A 15,735-nucleotide genomic window follows, 5' to 3' on the forward strand; every position below is an offset into this window, starting at 1 on the left:
GGCTTAATGCTTGATGATATAAAAATCCCGCGTGTAGAAGTTCCCTTGCAGGTCGGTTTTTAATCCCCCTACGTAGGGTTTAACCAGCTGACTACGCACGTAATAGTAAATCGGGATCAGCGGCATCTGTTGCTGGAGGATCGCTTCCGCCTGATGATAGTTCGCGTTGCGCTCTTCAAGACTTCCGGCATTGATCGCTTTGTCCTGTAACGCATCGAAGGCGGGGTCGCTGAACTTGCCTTGGTTGTTACTGTCATTGCTGCGCAGGGTATTAAAATAGGTCGACGGCTCGTTGTAGTCCGCAACCCATGATGACCTCACTACCTGGAAGCGTCCGTTGCGCATCGTATCCAGCAGGGTCTTCCACTCCTGACTGACCAGTTTAGTTTCTACGCCCAGTGACTGTTTCCACATGGCGCTGGCCGCTATCGCCAGCTTCTGATGAGCCTCAGACGTGTTGTATAACAGTTCGAAGCGCAAAGGATGACCCGCGCCGAAGCCGGCTTCCTGCAGCAGTTTTTTAGCCTCCGCAATGCGCTGCTGCTGGGTCCAGCCAGCCCAGACAGGCCGGTTGCTGGTATAGCCCGCCATCCCCGGCGGAACCAGGTTGTAAGCCGGTCTCTCCCCCATGCCCATCACCTTCTCGGCAATCACCACTTTGTCCAACGCCAAATCGAGCGCCCGCCGCACGCGCGCGTCGTTAAACGGCGGTATTTGCGTGTTGAATTTATAGAAATAGGTGGAGAGGAAAGGAGACACTTTGACCTGACCTGGTAGCGACTGCTGCAGGGACTTAAACAGCTGCGGCGGCAAGGTATTCGTGATATCGATTTCGCCGGACTTAAAACGATTGGTCTCCGCGGTCGGCGACGCGATGGGCAGATAGGTCACCTTATCAATCACCGTATGCGCGTTATCCCAGTAACGCGGATTGCGCTTTCCGACCAGCCTTTCGTTAACCACCCACTCACTGAGCGTATAAGGACCGCTGCTAACGAAGTTGCCTGGCTGCGTCCATCTATCGCCATACTTTTCGACGACCGCTTTTGGCAGCGGGGATAACACATAATGCGCGGCCATCGATAAGAAGTAAGACAACGGTTGATCGAGCGTGATCTGTACCGTTTGCGGATCTAACGCCTTAATGCCCAGCGTCTCCGGTCCCTTTTCACCACGCGTAATCGCTTCTCCATTCAGCACATGCATGCTTTGAATAAACGACTGGTACGGCGACACCGTTTTCGGATCGCTGAGGCGACGCCAGCTGAACACGACGTCGTCAGCGGTGATCGGACTGCCGTCGGACCAGGTCAACCCCGGCCGCAGATGGAAAGTCCATACCCGATAATCCTTGTTCTCCCAGCGTTCCGCGATGCCGCCGCTAAAGGTGCCGTCATCGTTTGCCCAAATCAGATTGTCGAAGAAGTCATGGATAATATTGGATTCAACGTCACTCTCCGCCCGATTTGGGTCCAGCGTCGCAGGTTCCGAACCGTTGCCGCGCACCAGTTCCTGCTTGTCCGACAGCACGGTGCCAGCGGGGACGACCGCCGCCTCCGCTGCGGCCCCCATGCTCAGCGCGCCCAGCATCACCGCCAGCTTCAGATGTTCCTTTGCCATTGTGTTTCCCTCTTACACGATGTGATGGTAAAAAAACTGCGGCCTCAGTGATACGCGATTATTTGACCTTCAACAAGAGGACGTTCGTATGACCTTACTTACCATAAGTGACAACGTCACTTGGATTTCAACATATTGCGGATGACGTAGTGCAAAATGCCGCCGTGACGGTAGTAGGTCAGTTCGTTACCGGTATCGATACGGCAATGGGTGCTCACCGTCTGGGTGTTCCCCTCCTCTGAGGTCATTGTCACTGCCACCGTACAGCCGGGTTGCAAATCTGTCAGCCCAGCAATATCGATACGCTCCCCACCGCTTAGCCCCAGCGTTTTGCGAGTCACACCGGCGGGAAACTCCAAGGGAAGGATCCCCATGCCAATCAGGTTGGAACGGTGAATACGCTCAAACGTTTCTGCTATCACCACACGAACGCCCAGCAGGCTGGGGCCTTTAGCGGCCCAGTCTCGACTTGACCCGGAGCCGTACTCCTTGCCCGCAATGACCGCCAACGGGACCTGCTCCCGCTGATAGCGCATCGCGGCGTCGTAAATCGCCAGGATCTCCTGCGAGGGGATGTGTCGGGTATACCCCCCTTCCGTGCCCGGCACCATTTCATTGCGGATACGGATATTGGCGAACGTCCCGCGCATCATGACTTCATGATTTCCCCGGCGAGAACCGTAGGAGTTGAACGCGTCTGGCTCCACGCCATGCGCCTGCAAATAGCGGCCCGCCGGACTGTCGGCCTTGATATTCCCTGCAGGAGAAATATGGTCGGTGGTGACGGAGTCGCCCAGAATAGCGAGAATTCTGGCGCCCTGAATGTCTTTTACCGGCTCCGGCGCGATCTGCATCGTATCGAAAAACGGCGTTTGGCGGATGTAGGTGGAGTCAGCCGGCCAGCGATAAGTCGGTTCATCGCCAACCGCTATCGCCCGCCACTCTTCCGTTCCGGAAAAGACTTCGGCGTACTCGCGACGAAACATATCCGTGCTGACGATTTGAACCGCCTCCGCGACTTCTTTCGCGGAAGGCCAGATATCACGCAGGTAAACCGGCTGGCCTTCATCATCCTCACCCAGCGGCTCACGGCTAAGATCCACCGTCATATTGCCCGCCAGCGCATAAGCCACCACCAGCGGCGGAGACGCCAGCCAGTTAGTTTTCACCAGGGGATGAATGCGGCCTTCAAAGTTGCGGTTGCCGGACAGCACCGCGCCGACGGTCAAGTCGCTTTGTCGGATCGCGGCTTCAATCGGCGCGGGCAATGGCCCGGAGTTGCCGATGCAGGTGGTGCAGCCATACCCCACCAGATGAAAGCCCAGCCGATCCAACGCAGCGGTAAGCCCGGCGCGCGCCAGATATTCCGTGACGACCCGTGAGCCGGGCGCAAGAGACGTTTTCACCCACGGGCGGGTACGCAGTCCGCGCGCCACCGCATTGCGCGCCAGCAGGCCCGCCGTCATCAAGACATTCGGGTTGGAAGTGTTGGTACAGGACGTGATTGCCGCAATAACCACAGCGCCGTCCCGCAATGCCTGCGTTTCACCTGCCGGCGAGTTGATCGGCGCGGAGACCTGCTGCGGCTGTTTCCGATTGAGATCCAGCTCACAACTGGCCCGGAAGGCCGCGGGCACATCAGCCAAGGCGACGCGATCCTGCGGGCGTTTGGGCCCCGCCAGGCTGGTTTCGACCTCGGACATATCCAGTTCAAGCTGGCTGGAAAAGCGAGGTTCATCACCCGGATTACGCCACAGTCCCTGCCGCTTGCAGTAATTTTCCACCAGCGCGATCTGCTCTTCGCTGCGATTGGTCAGACGCAGATAATTCAAGGTCACTTCATCGACGGGGAAAAAGCCGCAGGTGGCGCCGTACTCCGGGGCCATGTTGCCTAACGTCGCCCGATCGGCCAGCGGTAAATAGTCCAGACCATCACCGTAAAACTCCACGAATTTTCCTACGACGCCCTGTTTGCGCAGCATCTGAGTGACCGTCAGCACCAGATCGGTCGCGGTGATGCCTTCGCGCAATCGTCCCGTCAATTTGAATCCCACGACGTCCGGGATCAGCATGGAGATGGGCTGGCCCAGCATCGCCGCTTCAGCTTCGATACCGCCGACGCCCCAGCCCAATACACCCAAACCATTCACCATCGTTGTATGGGAGTCGGTACCGACCAGCGTGTCCGGATAGGCGATCCGCCGCTCTCCGTCCTGATCGAACCAAACGGTTTTAGCCAGGTACTCCAGATTCACCTGATGGCAGATTCCGGTGCCAGGCGGCACCACGCTGAAGTGACGGAAGGCTTTTTGCCCCCACCGTAGGAACGCATATCGCTCATGATTACGCGTCATTTCCAGCCGTGTATTTTCCGCTAGCGCGTCCTCTTCGCCGAAATGGTCCACCGTCACCGAATGGTCGATCACCAGATCAACCGGGGCCTGTGGATTGACTTTGTCGACATCGCCACCGAGCCGCCGAACGGCATCCCGCATCGCCGCCAAATCAACCACGGCGGGGACGCCGGTGAAGTCCTGCATCAGCACGCGAGCCGGTCGATAGGCGATCTCCCGATCTTCGTGGGTACTGGCTTGCCAAGCGACCAGCGCGCGCAGATCGTCATCACCCACGCTATCGCCGTCGTAGAATCGCAGCACGTTTTCAAATAACACTTTGAGGGATTTCGGTAAGGCGTCGATATTGCCCCAGCGGTCGGCGGCCAACGCCAGACTAAAGAAATGATAGGTGTGCTGACCCGCGGTCAGCGTTTCCATGCAGGCATGGCGACGTTGTATTGACATGCTTCCTCCAGGCTAATGCGTAACTGCCCTGCGGGACGCCGTAGGGCAAAGCAGGACGTTCTCGCCAGCGGGCAGGAGAGCCATCACTGATGGCCGCCGGCAGACAATAACCGGCATCTGTTTGTGGTCTTATTTAAAAATAACACAAACAAAAAATAACGTTTCTATAACAATGGCCGTTATCATAACGATAGGCATGAGTTAAAAATTCGTCGCTACCTGCGGCATGTGACGAAAAGGAGAGAGAATTTTCGGTTATACAGCGCGCAGATTGGCGCCTGGGAAAGCAGACAAGAATGAGTTTTTACTGTAAATAATAGGCGAGGCAATACATATCTCGCCTCAACGACTTCTTGCCACCCTATTGAAGCAGCCGACATCAAGAACAACACATCGAATCACATGGCAGTTTTTACGGAAGGAACGACGTATGAAACTCTATTACACCCCTGGTAGTTCCGCGCTGTTTCCTCATATCATCTTGTGCGAAACTCGCGCACACTTCACACTCGAGCGGGTGGACCTGCACACCAAAATGACCGAACAAGGCCGGGATTACCTGCACATTGCGCCTAAAGGTTTAGTCCCGGCGCTGGAGCTGGACGACGGCAGCGTCCTCACCGAAGCCGTCGCCATCGGGCTTTATCTGGCGGATAAAGCACCGCAATACAATCTCATCGCCCCCCCCAACACCATCCATCATTACCATGCCATCGAGTGGTTGAACTATATCGCGATGGAAGTGCACAAAGCGGTATCGCCGCTGTTCCACTCAGGCACCCCCGAGTCTTACAAAGACCTGATGAGAAGCTACCTGAAACAACGATTCAACTATCTGAATTTGGTGTTGAGCGAGCACGACTATCTCATCGGAAATCGTTTTGGCGTCGCCGATGCCTATCTGTTCACCATCGCCCGCTGGACGCATAAGTTGAAATTTGATTTGAGTACGTTCCCGGCGCTGAACAACTACATTGAGCGGGTGGGCAGCCGGCCGTCAGTTGAAAAAGCCATGACGGCGGAAGGACTTGAGCTTATTACCTGAATTAAGTCTCTATCGCGTTATAAAAACAGGGGGAACATTGCGTTTCCCCCTTTTTTTTGTCCAGGTGACGCGTTAACCGAGACGGACGGCCTGGAAATGATGGCGCGGACGAGCGATCCCATCCTGTGCCGCCACCAGCTGTAGCTCGTACTGTTGCATCTCGCTCGTCATGAGCATGACCTCGTATACCGCTGCGGTGGTATGCTCCAGCGCTTTCTCCAGCGCAATGCCTTTAAGCAAGTTCACTAACAGTAAACCGCTGGTCAGATCGCCCACGCCCACCGGCTGTTTTTCGCCGAAATCCACCAAGGGTCGGCTGATATGCCAGGCTTCCGTCGCTGTCACCAACAGCATTTCGAAGCTGTCCTGACGATAGGCCGCGCGGCTCAGGTGTTTTACCAGCACCAGCTTGGGACCGCGCCGACACAGCTCACGACACGCCGATACCGCTTCATCCACGTTGTGTACCGTGTGTCCGCTCAGCAGCTCCAATTCAGGTAAGTTGGGCGCTATGGCGTCGCTGACCAGCAGCGACTGGTGACAGTGGAAGTCCGTCACGCCGGGGGCAACGATGCAGCCTTTCTCCGGCGTGCCCATCACCGGATCGCAGAAATAGATCGCATTGGGGTTGGCCGCTTTGACCTGGCGAACGATATCCAGGATATGCGCGCCCTGCTCGGGGGAGCCAATATACCCGCTCAATACCGCGTCACAGTCCTTCAGTCGGTCGATGTTGCCGATGCCCTGAACAATCTCTGTCAGGTGCTCGGCAGGCATGACGCAGCCTGTCCACTGTCCGTACTGGGTATGATTGGAAAACTGCACCGTATTCAACGGCCAGACATTGACGCCCATGCGTCGCATCGGAAACTCGGCGGCGCTATTACCGGCATGGCCAAAGACGACGTGAGACTGGATCGACAGTATATTTTTCATGAACGATAGCTACCCTTGCCCCTGTGTTGCGATTTTTTTCGTACAGAATGAATAAAGGGAGCATCACGCTCCCTTCAAAAACCATCAGGCTTTCCAGCAAACCAGACAGTAATGTTTCTTACCGCGGCGCAACAGTGTGTAACGACCATATAAACGGTCTTCATCACTGAAGGTGTATTCCGCATTGCTTTGCTTTTCACCGTTTACGGAAACGGCGTTGGATGAAATCATCGTCCGCGCCTGCCCGCGTGACGGCACCAGCTCAGCACTGACCAGGGCCTGCTGAAGATCAGCCCCTTTTTCCAGCTCAATAGTCGGCATACCGTCCTGCGCCAGCTGCGAGAAGTCTTCCGCCGTCATGTCCTGCAACGCGCCGGAGAACAGGCTGTCCGTGATACGACGCGCCGCGGCCAGACCTTCTTCGCCATGCACCATCTGTGTCACCAGCTCGGCCAGTACGTACTGCGCGCGCGGCGCTTTGCCACTGTTGCGGTCTTCTTCTTCCAGCGCATCGATCTCTTCGATGCTGAGGAAAGTGAAGAATTTCAGGAAGCGATAGACATCCGCATCAGCGGTGTTGATCCAGAACTGGTAAAATTTGTACGGGCTGGTTTTGCTGGCATCCAGCCATACCGCGCCGCCTTCGGTTTTTCCGAATTTCGTGCCGTCCGCTTTCGTGATCAGCGGAACCGTCAGGCCAAAGACCTGTTTTTGATTCATACGACGCGTCAGGTCAATACCAGAAGTGATGTTGCCCCACTGATCGGAACCTCCGATTTGCAGCTCAACGCCGTGTGCGCGGTTCAGCGAAGTGAAGTCGTAACCCTGTAGCAGGTTGTAGGAGAATTCGGTGAAGGAAATACCGACGTCGTCGCGATTAAGACGCTGTTTTACCGCTTCTTTGTTGATCATCTGATTCACAGAGAAGTGTTTACCGATATCACGCAGGAACGTCAAAACGTTCATGGAGCCGAACCAGTCATAGTTGTTGGCGGCAATCGCGCTGTTTTCGCCACAGTCGAAGTCCAGGAACGGCGCAACCTGACGACGAATTTTTTCCACCCACTCATTCACAGTGTCTTCGGTGTTCAGCTTGCGTTCAGTCGCTTTGAAGCTCGGGTCGCCGATCAGCCCGGTCGCCCCGCCCACCAACGCCACCGGTTTGTGGCCCGCCATTTGGAAGCGTTTCAGGCAAAGCAGCGGAACCAGATGCCCCAAATGCAAGCTGTCGGCGGTCGGATCGAAACCGCAATACAGTGCAATCGGCCCTTGCGCCAGTCGCTCTGCTAACGCTTCCTCATCCGTTACCTGAGCCACGAGGCCCCGCTCTTGCAATTGTTTTACCAGGTTACTACTCGCCATTGAGAACTCCATTTTATAAAAAATCGTGTCGTTTCCCCGGCGTTGAACTGCCGGGCAACGTACTGGTGCCGTAATTCCAACCACGCGGGGACATAGGATAACCGTCGAATCTGATGCTATACGATACGCCGCCGGTCGCTGTGCGCGGCAGAAAACGCCATAGAATAAAGCGCGGTTAGCAGGAGCGCCAGAGGCATGTGCAGGTTTTCGTCCGTTATGGCGCGAGACGGTCTATTTGCCAGCCATTTTCCTGACGTTGATATAGAAAACGATCGTGCAGACGGTGCGTTCCGCCCTGCCAAAATTCCATGCTGTCGATATGCACGCGATATCCCCCCCAGAAACTGGGCAGAGGCACTTCGCCGTGTTGAAACTTCTGTTTCAATTCCAGGAATTTGCTTTCGAGAATGCCGCGCGCGGAGATACGGCTGGACTGCCTCGATACCCAGGCGCCAATCTGGCTATCTTTGGGGCGGCTGTTGAAGTACTTCAACACATCCAGCGTCGGCAGTTTTTCCGCTCGGCCGAGTGCCGCTACTTGGCGATCCAGCATCTGCCATGGGAAAAGCAGACTGATACGAGCGTTGTTAGCCAGCTGCTGCGCTTTGCGGCTACCGAGATTGGTATAAAACACCATCCCCTGACGGTCGAAATGTTTCAGCAGCACAATGCGTTGATAGGGTTGCCCCGTTTCATCGACCGTTGCGACGCACATCGCGGTGGGATCGCTCAACCGTGCGTCGCAGGCCTGTTTCAACCAACGCTCGAACATATCCAACGGATCTTCTGTCAGATCGCGGCGATGCAGCCCGCCTTGGGTATATTCGCGACGTAAATCCGCGATATCGACCTGCGCGGCGGCATCGGCCGCTATCGCTACCGTATTACGTGAGGGTTCATTTTCCGTTGTCATTGCGTCCTTCCATCACACAAACGGGTATCAAAGTACAATCATTCTGCGCCCGACAGGTGAAAATCTCAACGTTGATGACCCCCTATCCACCCGCTACTTCAGCACGCAATCATCCACGATAAGCTTGCCGTCCCGCTGGATTGCCGCCTGATTGCCGTTTCGAATAAAGGTATATTTATCATTGCCATACCGTATTCCTGACTCATCGGACACCTGTGTTAAGCGATGCCGTTCGCCATCGAGGAAGAACGCGATCTGTTCACGACCCTGAACCTGCGTTTGGGTCACGGTCAACGGCATCGTCCCACATTGATAGTGCATGACATTATCCTGAGCATGCCTAAAGTGGCTGCATCCGCTTAACAGCATTAGTGACATCCCCATCAGTAAAAGTTTGCTCATCTTGCGCTCCCATCGTGATTATTTAACCGGCAAGCAGTCTACCAACCGGTCGAATGGGATGAGCTCAGCAAAGTCCTATTCGTGGGACATGGCAGGATAGATCGCGCCCAGCACCGTTTCCCGGCATGCGCCGGTCACGGACGGCAAATTTCCGGGCAATCCCGACAGCGTGCGGTAGGCCAGCCAGGCAAAAGCCAAGGCTTCCATGTCATCCCCGCTAATGCCGAATGCATCGGTTGCGCTCACGACAGCGGTCGGCAATAAAGCCGCTAGCCGTTGCATCACGAGAGGGTTACGCGCCCCGCCACCGCATACCAGTAGACGTTCAGCCCCACCGGACTGGGTTATCTGCTGTGCAATGCTGATGGCGGTCAGCTCCGCGAGTGTTGCCTGTACATCGACGGGTTCAATTTCGGGAAATGTCGCCAACTGACGTTCGAGCCAATGCAAATTGAAATATTCTCGTCCCGTACTCTTGGGGGCTGGCAACAAGAAATAAGGGTCGCTCAGCATTTTTTGCAATAGCCCGTTATGCACGCTGCCGCCCAGCGCCCACGCGGCGTCTTTATCGTAAGGTAATGACTTATGCTTAAGAATCCAGGCGTCGAGCAGCATGTTGCCGGGACCAGTATCGAAACCGGTGACCGGTTGGCCCGGAAGCAGCAGGGAAAGATTGGCGATACCGCCGATGTTGAGGATAACCCGCCGCTCGGCGTCGCTGCTCAGCATCGCATGATGGAAAGCCGGGACTAAAGGCGCGCCCTGACCTCCCAACGCCATATCGCGCCGCCTAAAATCCCCCACTGTCGTAATGCCGGTGATGGCTGCAATCTGATTGTTATCACCGAGTTGAATCGTGCAAGGATCCAAACCCAAAGGCTCGTGCCATACCGTTTGCCCATGACAGCCGATAGCCGCAATATCGCGCGCCCGCAGAGAGGTCTGCATCAACAGCGCGTGAACCGCCTCGGCAAATAACCTGCCTAATTGAGTGTCTAGCTGCCCTACCGCTGACAATGTCACCGCCTGCCCCTGACACATACCCAGAATCGTTTTCTTCATCGTCTTCGGCATCGGATGGCAATAACTGGCCAGTTGAACTACATGCTTTTCGCCTATCTGAGCCAGCACGACATCGACGCCATCAAGGCTGGTGCCTGACATCACTCCTATATATCTACCTGAGTTCATGTGTTTACCTGCGCCTATCGTTAACGCTAAGTGAGTCTTAAAATTAATCTAGGCTTGGAAAAATAGTCATCAATAAAAACAGGTTACCTTTTTTTGATGACATGAAATACAGTATTCCAGTACCGTCATCTCGGCAACACGCCCTGAATTTAACAAAAATGGCGATTAGAGGGAGTGCTGGCAGGAACTTTCTCACGTGTTTATCATCAATTTAATCGCAGAGTTTTAACTTTGTATTCAAAAGTGGAATGGCACCAAGAACAGACCATAATCTAAACACATACCTTTCGCCGGCACCCGGCTGTGCCAGCCCGACATAGTCATTAGGAGTTTTTTATGATGAAGCGTTTTATTGTCATTGCCATCGCAAGCGTCACCCTCGCTGGCTGCGCAAACACCAGCACGTTATCAGGCGATGTCTACAGCGCATCGGAAGCCAAGCAGGTTCAAACCGTGACTTACGGTACGGTCGTTTCCACGCGTCCGGTGCAGATTCAAGCCGGCGAGGATAACAACGTCATCGGCACCATAGGCGGCGCGTTGCTGGGTGGATTCCTCGGAAATACTATCGGAGGTGGCGCTGGACGTAGCCTGGCAACCGCGGCCGGCGCAGTCGCAGGTGGCGTGGCTGGGTCGAGCATTGAAGGCGCGGCTAACCGGACGCAAGGCGTTGAATTGGAAATACGCCGAGATGACGGCAGCACCATCATGGTGGTTCAGAAACAAGGCAACACCCGGTTTTACTCGGGTCAGCGCGTAGCAATGGCAAACAACGGTCGAACTCTGACGGTTTCCCCCCGTTAATCTGAAACAAACACAATCACCACCCATGAAGGTGGTGATTGTGTGCTTCAATTAATTGTTGATAAACCGTTCAGCCAACTCTCGTCAATAAACGATGGCACAAATAAATCGCTATTACTTATCCATTTTAGAAATGCATTTAATTAAGACTGGCTCTCATGTAATGAAAGTATATTTTTTTCCAATCGAGATATAATTACAGTTAATTTATTTACTTCTTCCGGCGTAATACCATCCAGTATTTCACTGCGCGTTTGTTGTATAACGTCATTCACCGCCACAATGATTGGGTCAGCCATTTCAGTCAAAAGAATACGCTTTGCGCGACGATCATGAGTACAAATATGTCTCGTGATCAGACCTTTATCTTCCAATTGGTCCAACGTGCGGACTAATGAAGGCTGCTCAATACCAATCGCTTTTGCTAGCTGTATTTGAGACTGTCCAGGCGGCAGTTCATGTATATTATGCAAAGTGACCCAATGTGTCTGGGTCAAATCCAAAGGCTTTAAACGTTGATCAATCAAAGCGCGCCAAACACGTACCAACCGAGCTAAATCAGATCCTAATGGCAATTCCATCACCTCTCCTTATAATTAGCAGACTAAGTTATATCCCTGGATTGCAACCATTTCTGATTTAATAGAAAAGAAAATAAGAAGTTAAAATTTGTTCTAAAAACGTAAGAGATCTTATCAAATAATAATTAATTAAAAATGATCTTACACTTAATTTTGGGCATTAAACATCACAACAAACATTAAAACAAGGGCGGTTGATCCGGCACAGTTGTTGTTAATAGTTGTTCTACTCTCTCGTACCGCTTCATTCTTTGCCGACATAGCCTCAAAACATTCTGTTTTTCAGCATCGCTCATACGTGCCCAGTTAAAACGTTCAGCTCGACTACGGAAACATCCGCGGCAAAACCCACGTTCATTAGCTTGGCAGATACCACGACAGGGATTGGGTACAGGGAAAAGTTCAAGCTGCTCTGCCACGGGACCTCCTCATCGGATCCCTTTATTGAACCGTTGTTCGCCACGGCAGGCAAGCGTTCATTGCGGATATCCGGAAAAATAGTTCAGATAATTGACTAACCGCAACCCAATTCTTAGCAGACCATAACAGGTCCGATAGTCTTCTGTCGATGAAAACCCTAAAATCACAAAAGCGAATTTTTGTTCATTAAACAAAGTTTTAACACATTGAAAAATAATGATTTGGACTGAAAGTTTTATGACCGCTATACTTTGCAGGCTATGTCCCGTAGTACACGGGAATGGTGACTGACAAAAGCCGAATGAGAGGACATTATGCGTTTACTTCATACCATGCTGCGTGTTGGCGATTTACAACGTTCCATTAACTTTTATACCCAGGTATTGGGCATGCGCCTGTTACGCACCAGCGAAAATACGGAATACCGCTATTCATTGGCTTTTGTGGGTTATACGGAAGAAAGCGAAGGCGCCGTGATTGAATTAACCTACAACTGGGGCGTCGATAGCTATGATTTGGGTTCGGCCTATGGTCACATCGCGCTGGGCGTGGATGACGTGGCTGCGACCTGCGACCGCATTCGCCAGGACGGCGGAAAGGTGACCCGCGAGGCAGGCCCGGTGAAAGGTGGAACCACCATTATCGCCTTCGTGGAAGATCCTGATGGTTATAAAATCGAGCTGATAGAGAATAAGCATGCCGGCCAGGGCCTGGGCAACTAATCTTCCCCACTGACGGGCGCGCGCTGCGTCCGTCGCCTCTGCATTACTGCATCCCCTTCAAAAATTTGCCATAATACGCACTGCATTTTTGCTAAAGAAAAGAGACTGATGGCTGAGAAAATTAATCTGAACGCACTGAGCGCCCGTTTTCGCGGGTTTTATCCTGTCGTGATCGACGTGGAAACCGCTGGATTCAATGCAAAAACGGATGCGCTGCTTGAGATTGCAGCCATCACGCTGAAAATGGATGACAACGGCTGGTTGCAGCAGGATCAGACACTACATTTCCATGTAGAACCATTCGAAGGCGCCAACCTGCAGCCTGAAGCGCTAGCCTTCAACGGCATCGATCCCAGCAATCCGCTGCGCGGCGCCGTCAAAGAGTACGATGCGCTGCACGAAATTTTCAAAATGGTGCGTAAAGGCATTAAAGATCAAGGCTGTAATCGCGCTATTGTCGTGGCGCACAACGCCACTTTCGATCACAGCTTTCTCATGGCCGCGGCCGAGCGTTGCAGCCTCAAACGCAACCCTTTCCATCCCTTCGCCACCTTCGATACCGCCGCGTTGAGTGGACTGGTGGTCGGCCAAACGGTGCTGGCCAAGGCCTGTATTACCGCCGGGATTCCTTTCGACTCCTCGCAGGCCCACTCCGCGCTTTACGATACGCAACGCACCACTCAGCTGTTTTGCGAACTGGTTAACCGCTGGAAAAAACTGGGCGGATGGCCACTAGCGCTGAATGAGTCCGAAGAAAATAATGCTATGGTGGTCGATCGCTAGACACGTTCAGGGCGGCCTAAGCCGCCCTGAACAGTACCGAACACGCGGTCAACTCACGCTTTGGTCAAAGCCCTTGGCTTACTCTTTATCCTGCTGCTGAGCATTGTATTTTTCAGCCGTTTGTTTGATAAGTTTTGGCAGCTCGCCACTCTGATACATTTCGATCACGATGTCGCAGCCCCCTACCAGTTCACCGTCAACCCACAGCTGCGGGAATGTCGGCCAATTGGCATATTTCGGCAATTCTGCGCGGATGTCCGGGTTCTGCAGGATATCGACATAAGCAAAACGCTCGCCACATGCCGACAACGCTTGAACGGCCTGAGCAGAAAAACCACAGCTCGGCAGTTTCGGGGAACCTTTCATATACAGCAGGATCGGGTTTTCAGCGATTTGACGCTGGATTTTTTCAATTGTCGTTGTCGTCATTCTATTGCTTCCTTAAAGCACGTGATGGCTAGTGATAAGCCACTAGCCATAGCATCAGTACAGGGTATACGCTCACCCAACTACTCTGACATATTTTAACGATAGCGATAACCACAAAAAACGACATCTTTTGTAGGGTTATCGCCAGATGGTTTTTAGAGACAATAACCGGTTATATCAACAACAAAAATTAGCATTCATTCAGTGAAAAAATCACGTATTAACGATTTTTCACTATTCTGTACTCATTAACTGTGTTTTAGCACTTTGTAATTATGTTGATTTGAGGAATACTGTGGAAATCGGACGAATAAGAACCACCATCGGTCACACTATAATGCGTTTACTTGCTACTTTTTTCGTACTATTTTTTAGCCACTTGGTTATCAGTCAGGCGATATCTGCCCCCCAAGCTCCGACGTTAATCTCTCGTAAATCCCCCGTCGATCCCTCAGATGCTGTCGATACGAAGAAAAACAAAGAAACCAAAAACGCGAAAAAGTCTGCCCCCTCCCCACAAGACAAGAAAAAAATCCGCAATATCGCCCCGAAGTCCAAGGCAGCCGGTGATGGCGATAACGACAAAAAAACCAAGCGCAACATAAAACACACGCAGACCGTAGCCCACACCTCTTCACATAAAGACGCCCCCACCCGTCAGCCCACGCCCAAGACCGTCAAACGGTTATCCCGTGGTCAATCCACGCTGACGCTAGCGAAAAAAACACCAAAACGAGGTCACGCTGCTCGGATGGATGAAGAAAAATCGACCGCCGCGCGTGTTACTCGTAATAGAAAAGAGGATGTCGACGAACCCCGCGGCCTGACACTAAGCGCGGCGCACAAGCTCCGCTCACAACGCGCTAAAGTCACCGCGCTCAACAAATTGATGAGTCAAATTGGCAAACCCTACCACTGGGGCGGCTCATCGCCGTACACCGGTTTCGATTGTAGTGGGCTGGTCTATTACGCCTACAAAGATATTGTGAAAATACCTATTCCCCGTACCGCCAATGAAATGTTTCATTTGCGCGATGCCGCGCCTATCAAGAAAAACGAGTTGGAAAGCGGCGATCTGGTCTTCTTCCGCATCAACCATCGTGGTACGGCTGACCATGTAGGCGTTTATGTTGGAAACGGACGATTTATTCAGTCGCCTCGTGCAGGTTCAGATATCAAAATAAGCAAACTCAACGAAGACTATTGGCAGGAACATTATATTGGCGCCCGCCGGGTGGTCATGCCGCAGACGGTGAGATAACTCTCGGCAATCATTTAAATGAACACAACAACGAAATAGAAAAAGGGACCGAAGCCCCTTTTTACACTATGCCCACGAGAATGATTTTCGTGAGCGCAAACCTCGGCAAAATGGCTTAAGCGCCAAATACCGCAGTAAAACTGAAGGCGATAATCACCGCCAATGCCGCGACAGTCGTCAACAGCGACATTTTTAGATTGGTATCCATTACTCTCTCCTTAATTTTAAGCACAACCCTCGGGGTCGCCAGCCGTGTCAGTATAGGGGAACGGAGTGCTATCAGCACCCAAATGATGAATATAATGTTATGAGAACGTGACCCTTCTGTTTTATCACAGTAATAACGTCCTTTTATCGTTGCAGGAGTAGAATTAACGCTTTCACTTTTCGCCCGGATCGGACAGAATTACCGGTTTACTGCTGTACGAACTCCGTTGGTCGAGCATCATTTCCTATCTTCAGGTA

At 52.8% G+C, this 15,735-nt stretch carries 16 protein-coding genes; 5 read left to right on the forward strand and 11 right to left on the reverse strand.

What is annotated here, in order from left to right; genetic code table 11:
- Positions 1-3: 3 nt before the first annotated feature.
- Positions 4-1,620, reverse strand: coding sequence for an ABC transporter substrate-binding protein (locus BLU64_RS04640; protein ID WP_026742633.1), 1,617 nt, complete (start codon positions 1,618-1,620; stop codon positions 4-6).
- A 116-nt stretch (positions 1,621-1,736) separates the two neighbouring features.
- Positions 1,737-4,421 carry an aconitate hydratase AcnA gene (acnA, locus tag BLU64_RS04645; RefSeq protein ID WP_074728003.1) on the reverse strand — a complete coding sequence of 895 codons (2,685 nt, stop codon included), beginning with the start codon at positions 4,419-4,421 and terminating at the stop codon, positions 1,737-1,739.
- A 430-nt stretch (positions 4,422-4,851) separates the two neighbouring features.
- On the opposite strand from acnA, the gene gstA reads away from it, so the two are divergent.
- Entirely contained in the window at positions 4,852-5,466 is a 615-nt protein-coding gene (gene gstA, locus BLU64_RS04650) for a glutathione transferase GstA (protein WP_026742635.1), read from the forward strand.
- Between the two features lie 72 nt (positions 5,467-5,538).
- Here gstA and pdxY read toward each other — a convergent pair whose 3' ends face one another.
- From pdxY to anmK, 5 genes are all read right to left on the reverse strand, one after another.
- Positions 5,539-6,402, reverse strand: a complete 864-nt coding sequence (gene pdxY, locus BLU64_RS04655) for a pyridoxal kinase PdxY (protein ID WP_074728005.1) — start codon at positions 6,400-6,402, stop codon at positions 5,539-5,541.
- An 84-nt stretch (positions 6,403-6,486) separates the two neighbouring features.
- Positions 6,487-7,764, reverse strand: coding sequence for a tyrosine--tRNA ligase (gene tyrS / locus BLU64_RS04660; protein WP_026742637.1), 1,278 nt, complete (start codon positions 7,762-7,764; stop codon positions 6,487-6,489).
- A gap of 214 nt (positions 7,765-7,978) precedes the next feature.
- Positions 7,979-8,677, reverse strand: coding sequence for a pyridoxamine 5'-phosphate oxidase (gene pdxH, locus BLU64_RS04665; protein WP_051625494.1), 699 nt, complete (start codon positions 8,675-8,677; stop codon positions 7,979-7,981).
- Between the two features lie 93 nt (positions 8,678-8,770).
- Positions 8,771-9,079, reverse strand: a complete 309-nt coding sequence (locus tag BLU64_RS04670) for an MliC family protein (protein ID WP_026742639.1) — start codon at positions 9,077-9,079, stop codon at positions 8,771-8,773.
- Between the two features lie 75 nt (positions 9,080-9,154).
- Positions 9,155-10,270, reverse strand: coding sequence for an anhydro-N-acetylmuramic acid kinase (gene anmK, locus BLU64_RS04675; RefSeq protein ID WP_026742640.1), 1,116 nt, complete (start codon positions 10,268-10,270; stop codon positions 9,155-9,157).
- A 336-nt stretch (positions 10,271-10,606) separates the two neighbouring features.
- On the opposite strand from anmK, the gene BLU64_RS04680 reads away from it, so the two are divergent.
- On the forward strand, positions 10,607-11,074 hold the full coding sequence (locus BLU64_RS04680; protein ID WP_026742641.1) for an outer membrane lipoprotein: 468 nt from the start codon (positions 10,607-10,609) through the stop codon (positions 11,072-11,074).
- Between the two features lie 143 nt (positions 11,075-11,217).
- Here the strand turns inward: BLU64_RS04680 and slyA are convergent, their stop codons facing one another.
- Together slyA and BLU64_RS04690 are read right to left on the reverse strand one after the other, a co-directional pair.
- Positions 11,218-11,655 carry a transcriptional regulator SlyA gene (gene slyA / locus BLU64_RS04685; protein ID WP_026740287.1) on the reverse strand — a complete coding sequence of 146 codons (438 nt, stop codon included), beginning with the start codon at positions 11,653-11,655 and terminating at the stop codon, positions 11,218-11,220.
- A 179-nt stretch (positions 11,656-11,834) separates the two neighbouring features.
- Positions 11,835-12,074: a DUF1289 domain-containing protein gene (locus BLU64_RS04690; RefSeq protein WP_071999764.1), complete on the reverse strand. Its 240-nt coding sequence runs from the start codon at positions 12,072-12,074 to the stop codon at positions 11,835-11,837.
- Between the two features lie 315 nt (positions 12,075-12,389).
- On the opposite strand from BLU64_RS04690, the gene gloA reads away from it, so the two are divergent.
- Positions 12,390-12,797 carry a lactoylglutathione lyase gene (gene gloA, locus BLU64_RS04695; protein WP_026742642.1) on the forward strand — a complete coding sequence of 136 codons (408 nt, stop codon included), beginning with the start codon at positions 12,390-12,392 and terminating at the stop codon, positions 12,795-12,797.
- A 108-nt stretch (positions 12,798-12,905) separates the two neighbouring features.
- Positions 12,906-13,580 (forward strand): ribonuclease T, encoded by a 675-nt coding sequence (rnt, locus tag BLU64_RS04700; RefSeq protein WP_026742643.1) that lies wholly within the window; start codon positions 12,906-12,908, stop codon positions 13,578-13,580.
- A gap of 78 nt (positions 13,581-13,658) precedes the next feature.
- On the opposite strand, the gene BLU64_RS04705 is transcribed toward rnt, so the two are convergent.
- Positions 13,659-14,009 carry a Grx4 family monothiol glutaredoxin gene (locus BLU64_RS04705; protein WP_026742644.1) on the reverse strand — a complete coding sequence of 117 codons (351 nt, stop codon included), beginning with the start codon at positions 14,007-14,009 and terminating at the stop codon, positions 13,659-13,661.
- Between the two features lie 337 nt (positions 14,010-14,346).
- Here BLU64_RS04705 and BLU64_RS04710 point away from each other — a divergent pair, with 337 nt between their 5' ends.
- Positions 14,347-15,270: a C40 family peptidase gene (locus tag BLU64_RS04710; RefSeq protein WP_026742645.1), complete on the forward strand. Its 924-nt coding sequence runs from the start codon at positions 14,347-14,349 to the stop codon at positions 15,268-15,270.
- A gap of 115 nt (positions 15,271-15,385) precedes the next feature.
- Here BLU64_RS04710 and cydH read toward each other — a convergent pair whose 3' ends face one another.
- Positions 15,386-15,478, reverse strand: coding sequence for a cytochrome bd-I oxidase subunit CydH (gene cydH / locus BLU64_RS17135; RefSeq protein ID WP_099017386.1), 93 nt, complete (start codon positions 15,476-15,478; stop codon positions 15,386-15,388).
- Between the last annotated feature and the right edge of the window lie 257 nt (positions 15,479-15,735).

Source organism: Lonsdalea quercina (assembly GCF_900107885.1).
Classification (GTDB): Bacteria; Pseudomonadota; Gammaproteobacteria; order Enterobacterales; family Enterobacteriaceae; genus Lonsdalea; species Lonsdalea quercina.

Coding starts and splice junctions, on each gene's coding strand:
- BLU64_RS04640 (WP_026742633.1), bottom strand. CDS start 1,620: ATGGCAAAGGAACATCTGAAGCTGGCGGTGATGCTGGGCGCGCTGAGC.
- acnA (WP_074728003.1), bottom strand. CDS start 4,421: ATGTCAATACAACGTCGCCATGCCTGCATGGAAACGCTGACCGCGGGT.
- gstA (WP_026742635.1), top strand. CDS start 4,852: ATGAAACTCTATTACACCCCTGGTAGTTCCGCGCTGTTTCCTCATATC.
- pdxY (WP_074728005.1), bottom strand. CDS start 6,402: ATGAAAAATATACTGTCGATCCAGTCTCACGTCGTCTTTGGCCATGCC.
- tyrS (WP_026742637.1), bottom strand. CDS start 7,764: ATGGCGAGTAGTAACCTGGTAAAACAATTGCAAGAGCGGGGCCTCGTG.
- pdxH (WP_051625494.1), bottom strand. CDS start 8,677: ATGACAACGGAAAATGAACCCTCACGTAATACGGTAGCGATAGCGGCC.
- BLU64_RS04670 (WP_026742639.1), bottom strand. CDS start 9,079: ATGAGCAAACTTTTACTGATGGGGATGTCACTAATGCTGTTAAGCGGA.
- anmK (WP_026742640.1), bottom strand. CDS start 10,270: ATGAACTCAGGTAGATATATAGGAGTGATGTCAGGCACCAGCCTTGAT.
- BLU64_RS04680 (WP_026742641.1), top strand. CDS start 10,607: ATGATGAAGCGTTTTATTGTCATTGCCATCGCAAGCGTCACCCTCGCT.
- slyA (WP_026740287.1), bottom strand. CDS start 11,655: ATGGAATTGCCATTAGGATCTGATTTAGCTCGGTTGGTACGTGTTTGG.
- gloA (WP_026742642.1), top strand. CDS start 12,390: ATGCGTTTACTTCATACCATGCTGCGTGTTGGCGATTTACAACGTTCC.
- rnt (WP_026742643.1), top strand. CDS start 12,906: ATGGCTGAGAAAATTAATCTGAACGCACTGAGCGCCCGTTTTCGCGGG.
- BLU64_RS04705 (WP_026742644.1), bottom strand. CDS start 14,009: ATGACGACAACGACAATTGAAAAAATCCAGCGTCAAATCGCTGAAAAC.
- BLU64_RS04710 (WP_026742645.1), top strand. CDS start 14,347: ATGCGTTTACTTGCTACTTTTTTCGTACTATTTTTTAGCCACTTGGTT.
- cydH (WP_099017386.1), bottom strand. CDS start 15,478: ATGGATACCAATCTAAAAATGTCGCTGTTGACGACTGTCGCGGCATTG.